3 protein-coding genes are annotated in these 4,434 nt (G+C 62.4%); 1 reads left to right on the plus strand and 2 read right to left on the minus strand.

All coding sequences use genetic code 11. The annotated features are described in order from the left end of the window. Nucleotides 1–228: 228 nt before the first annotated feature. The gene (locus tag VN623_RS07815) at nt 229–2,139 is read right to left on the minus strand and encodes a hypothetical protein (RefSeq protein ID WP_325569811.1); all 1,911 of its coding nucleotides are present in this window, start codon (nt 2,137–2,139) and stop codon (nt 229–231) included. A 331-nt stretch (nt 2,140–2,470) separates the two neighbouring features. Here VN623_RS07815 and VN623_RS07820 point away from each other — a divergent pair, with 331 nt between their 5' ends. Continuing rightward, nucleotides 2,471–3,607 carry a type III polyketide synthase gene (locus VN623_RS07820; protein ID WP_325569807.1) on the plus strand — a complete coding sequence of 379 codons (1,137 nt, stop codon included), beginning with the start codon at nt 2,471–2,473 and terminating at the stop codon, nt 3,605–3,607. A 6-nt stretch (nt 3,608–3,613) separates the two neighbouring features. Here the strand turns inward: VN623_RS07820 and VN623_RS07825 are convergent. Further along, the coding region (locus tag VN623_RS07825) for a hypothetical protein (RefSeq protein ID WP_325569809.1) at nt 3,614–4,434 on the minus strand (821 nt) is incomplete at its 5' end.

Below are 4,434 nucleotides of genomic sequence, written 5' to 3' on the forward strand. Positions count from 1 at the left end.
AGTCGGCTGCCACTGGTGCCGGCGCCGGCGAGAGTGGCACCGGGACCGAAATGAAGAAGTAATCAGATATTTTCCGGGAGGGGAGTCAGGTTCCCCTCTCACCGCTATGGGAGGCCCTACGCCGGCCTTCTCCAAGCCTCAGGCCAGATCCGCCCGGCCTCAATGTCCGGAAAGGGTCACTTGCGGGCGACGCTGGTCTAATCGCACGCGATGACCGCGCCATCCTCACTAACCCCGCGGCGGCCGGCGACGCTCGTGAAACCACGAGCGATACTCCGCCATCTTCCCGCGCTGTGCCCCCGACGCACGCCGCTTGCACGTCGACGCCTCGTCGCTTTTGTCGGACGCGCCCCAACGCAGCTCGACGCAGTCATTCACATTGTACGCCATCTCGAGCGCCGCGGAGCGGTCGGCCACGTCTTTCAGCGCAAGTGGCCATTGCGAACCATCGCTGCGCGTGTACGAGACCTTACGCGCCGCAAGCTCTGACGCGAGCAGGCTCTCCAATTCGGTCTTCACATCCGCGACGCTCTTTCCCGCCGGCATCGCATACCGCTCGGGCCTCCGCGCCACACGATCGGGAAACCCTCGAACCACATCGATCGCGATGAGCAGACGCAGATCGCGCGACGGCGTCGAAAAATCCTCCCACGCGCCGGTCGTCTCGAAGATCGACGCGCCGTCCGGTATCGCCACCTCGGCGCCTCCGCCGTTCTGGTACTTTCGCCCGTTCTCGACCGACGTCACGCGGGTCTTCACCTGCTCCTCGAGCGCCGTGATCACCTCCTGCATGGCGCGCATAGGATCGAGCGGCGCCGGCGACATCACATCGTCCATGCGATCGTAAAAGTCTTCAACGCTGAGCTTCGACTGCTCGACCGAAAAGTCGCCGTAACGCGGATCTTGGGCGATCTCGGCATTGGTCAGCCGCCGCAAGGTACCGTTCTTTTGAGCCACGATCGGCCGGAAGCGCTTGAACCCGGGACTGCCGAGGGAGGGATCCTGCGCGAAAAGAAAATTGCCGCGCCAAAAGCGCTTGCGCGCCACCGTCCCGTCGGGTTGCCCGTCAACTGCAAGGAAGACGCCCGCCGCGTCACCCGTCTGCGCCACGCGCTTGGCGAGCACCAGGACGTGCCCGTAGGGATCGGCGTAGACCATCCCCGGGCGCAGGATCTCTGCCTTCAGCGGCACGGGATAATAGTCGGTGTTGTCGTCGCCGGCCGCCGTTCGCCCGTTGCCGGAATGCACGGCGTTGGCGACGGTCGTCCGCAAATAATAGCCGAACCCCTTCACAAGCCCTTGCCGCTTGGAGGCAAGGTTGGCCGCCGGCGACAGCGCGGCTGACGCGCCGAACAATCCGAATGGATCGTTGGATGCGGTTTTCTGTTCGGGCGGGATGGCAGGCGGTTCCTCTTTCTGAATGTTCCACCACTGGGTGCACTTCGGCGCCCCGCCGCCGCCACCTCGCGAGCACTTCGAATACCCGAACGGCAGCCCCATTTTGAAGGCGAAGTAAGCGCGCAAGAAGTATGGAAGGTCGGCGCAGTCGGGGCGAATGATGAGCCCCTTCTCGTCTTCGCCGAGACCCAGATGGTTGAACAGGAAATTGCGTGATTTATCGCGCAGCACCTCGTGCAGCGCCGGCCACGATGGCGCCGCGTCGAGCGGTGCGTCGAAGAGCTTCTCGATCCATGCGGAATACAAATTCTCCGTCGCGCGGTTCCATGTATCGCGCAACGGCCAGACACTCCCCGAAGTCGCGCGCAGTGCCGATGCCTGTGCACCGCGCACCGCGATTTCTCGCGCAATTGTGCTGCACTCCGCCGTCGTGCCGGCGCGCGAGAATTTAGCGTGCCACGTCCCCACGGCCGGCGACGCAACTTCGGCGAAATAAAAATACGGCGGTCCGCCATGCCGCTCGCGCGACTTCGCGGAGACGCTTCCATCGGGCGCGATCAGCGTAAGCTCGCCACCATCGAGCGGCTCGTCTGCGGCGAAGACAACGCGCAGAGGCGCGCCCTTCCACGGTGCGATCGGCGAGGTCAGAACCGCAAGCCCGGCCGCGTTCTCGCAACTGTCGGACGGAGCCTTGGCCCGTGCGTCAGCCACCGAGGCGAAAAATGCGCCTGCGATCAGCATCAATGTCGGCAAAACAGCAAATGGACGGGCAGTAAGCAAAGCGATCCCCCTGGAGCCTCCCTCAATGCAATTAAACGGCAAGCTTTGCCTCAACCATGGCAAAATTTAGCGCCGAGCGAATTTGCTGCTTTCCACCTCGGACGCAGCGTCCGTTTTGGGCCGTAAACTGACGTTTGTGCAGCCGCTTTGCCCCATCCCCCACTCCGCCGGCCCACTCCGTCCGCCGCCGTCGCGTGCCTCTCACCCCGTTCCGCAAGGAACAGCGGCAGACACCGGCTGCACGTACCTCGTTCGTCCGATCGTCAGGAACTTTGAAAAGCGAACGCGGACAATGCTGGACCTGTTGGACGACGTTGAAGAAGGTATCGATCTTGCGCGAGACGCGATTCCGCGGACCGCGCGCAGACTGCCATTGAGCGTCGACATTCTGTCCGTTGCCACGGCGACGCCCGAGCACAAATTATCTCAGACCGATGCCTTCGCGCGCGTCAATCGCGTGACATCCGTCTTCGCCCGGCTCTCCGGCATCTACACGAATTCCGGTATCGAAACACGCTATTCGTGCGTGCCTCCCGACTGGTGCCAGAAGCATCACGGCTGGGAAGAACGCATGGCCGAGTACCAGCGTCACGCGCTCGATCTCCTCGAAAAGGTGGCCACGAAGGCCTTGGCGTCAGCGGGACTCGCGCCGCACGACATCGACGTCATCGTCACCAATTCCACGACCGGACTGGCGGTGCCGAGCATCGACGCGCTGCTGATCAACCGGCTCGAATTCAGAGAAACGGTGACGCGGCTGCCGATCTTCGGATTCGGATGCAGCGGTGGCGCCGCGGGCTTGGCGCGCGCGACGCAACTCGCTCAGTCGATGCCTGGCGCCAACGTCCTGTTCCTGACTGTCGATCTCTGCAGTCTCTGTGTCCGCGCCAACGACCACAGCCTCACCAACTTCGTCGCCGCGGCCTTATTCGGAGACGGCGCCGCGGCGGTGGTTCTGCGTAGTTCGGACCGCGAAAATTACGGCAGCCGCACCGGCAAACGCGCGCCGCGGATCGTCGCGACAGGAGAACGTCTCTGGTCCAAAACCGAGCACTATCTCGGCTTGAACATCAAGGATGACGGATTTGGCATGGTGCTGAGCCCTGCGTTGCCAACATTATTGCGGGAAAACTTCGGCCCTGCCGTTGCTCAGTTTCTCGGCCATCACGGGCTGAGCCTGACGGACATCGATGGCTTTCTCATCCACGCCGGCGGACGCAAGATCCTCGAGACGGCCGAGGATATTCTTGGCACCCGCCGCGATCAGATGGCCCACGCTTGGAGCGTAATGCGCGACTACGGCAACATGTCGTCGGCGACGGTCTTGTTCGTGCTCGAACGCGCGCTTGCGGCAGGCGCCAGCGGACGCCATCTCCTCGCTGCGTTTGGGTTCGGGTTCTCGGCCCACTTCGCCATCGCGGAACTCTGACCGGACTCAAGCCTGCAGCAAAACTGCTTCCGATGCCCTCGGCGCGCCGAGGTCGCGTACACGCTGAGAGAAAGTCTTGCGCAATGCCTCGTCAATGTCCGTCATGGAGTTCGTCACGATTTCACCGAAGGGCTCAGCGAATACGAACTTGTCGTAGCCATTACTGCCCTCGATGAAGTCGAATAAGCGCCCCTTATGGACATTCCGGTAATACACGGCGAACTTACCGAGGTAATCTCGGTGGTGAACCTGCTCGATGGCGGCGAACTGGTGCTCATCGGTCGAAAGGAACGCCAAACGGCGGCACACGTAACGGTAGACGGCAAGCTCCCGATCGGTCGTGACGATGCGCTGCTTAGCATCGCCCTCCGCATCGGGATCGCCAGACTGCCGGGCAGCCGACGCTCGAACCATCTCGAGTACCGGCAGCACCAGCGCATCCTCGAAGGCCGCCCGGATCAGTGCGCCGTATCGAGACTGTATCGACGCCCGGCGTACGTTCCTTACTCCCACACGCTGCAAAATAAGGCGGCAGAATTCGTCGGACGGCTCCCGAACTTCCTGCATCAACACCGTTCGAACGCGCTTCGCGACCAGCCGCCATTCGGCCATCTCAGTAACAGCATCAGGTTGAAAGTTGGAGCGGGTTAACGCCAACAATGCATCGAGAACGTCGGCAGGAATGGGAGCGCGCGTTGCCGCCTCCAGGTCTAGCGTAACGAATGGTTCCTGATCCATAATGTTCGTGTTTTCGCAGTCGACGAAGAACTCGAAGCTGAGCCCATTTGTCAGTACGCCGAGGCGAACCGATTGCAGCGCGGTGAAGT

Origin of the sequence: Hyphomicrobium sp. (genome assembly GCF_035572195.1) — a bacterium.
Classification (GTDB): domain Bacteria; phylum Pseudomonadota; class Alphaproteobacteria; order Rhizobiales; family Hyphomicrobiaceae; genus Hyphomicrobium_B.

Bases quoted from the DNA above. Each gene is read 5' to 3' on its own strand.
- VN623_RS07815 (WP_325569811.1), bottom strand. From the start codon at position 2,139: ATGCTGATCGCAGGCGCATTTTTCGCCTCGGTGGCTGACGCACGGGCC.
- VN623_RS07820 (WP_325569807.1), top strand. From the start codon at position 2,471: ATGCTGGACCTGTTGGACGACGTTGAAGAAGGTATCGATCTTGCGCGA.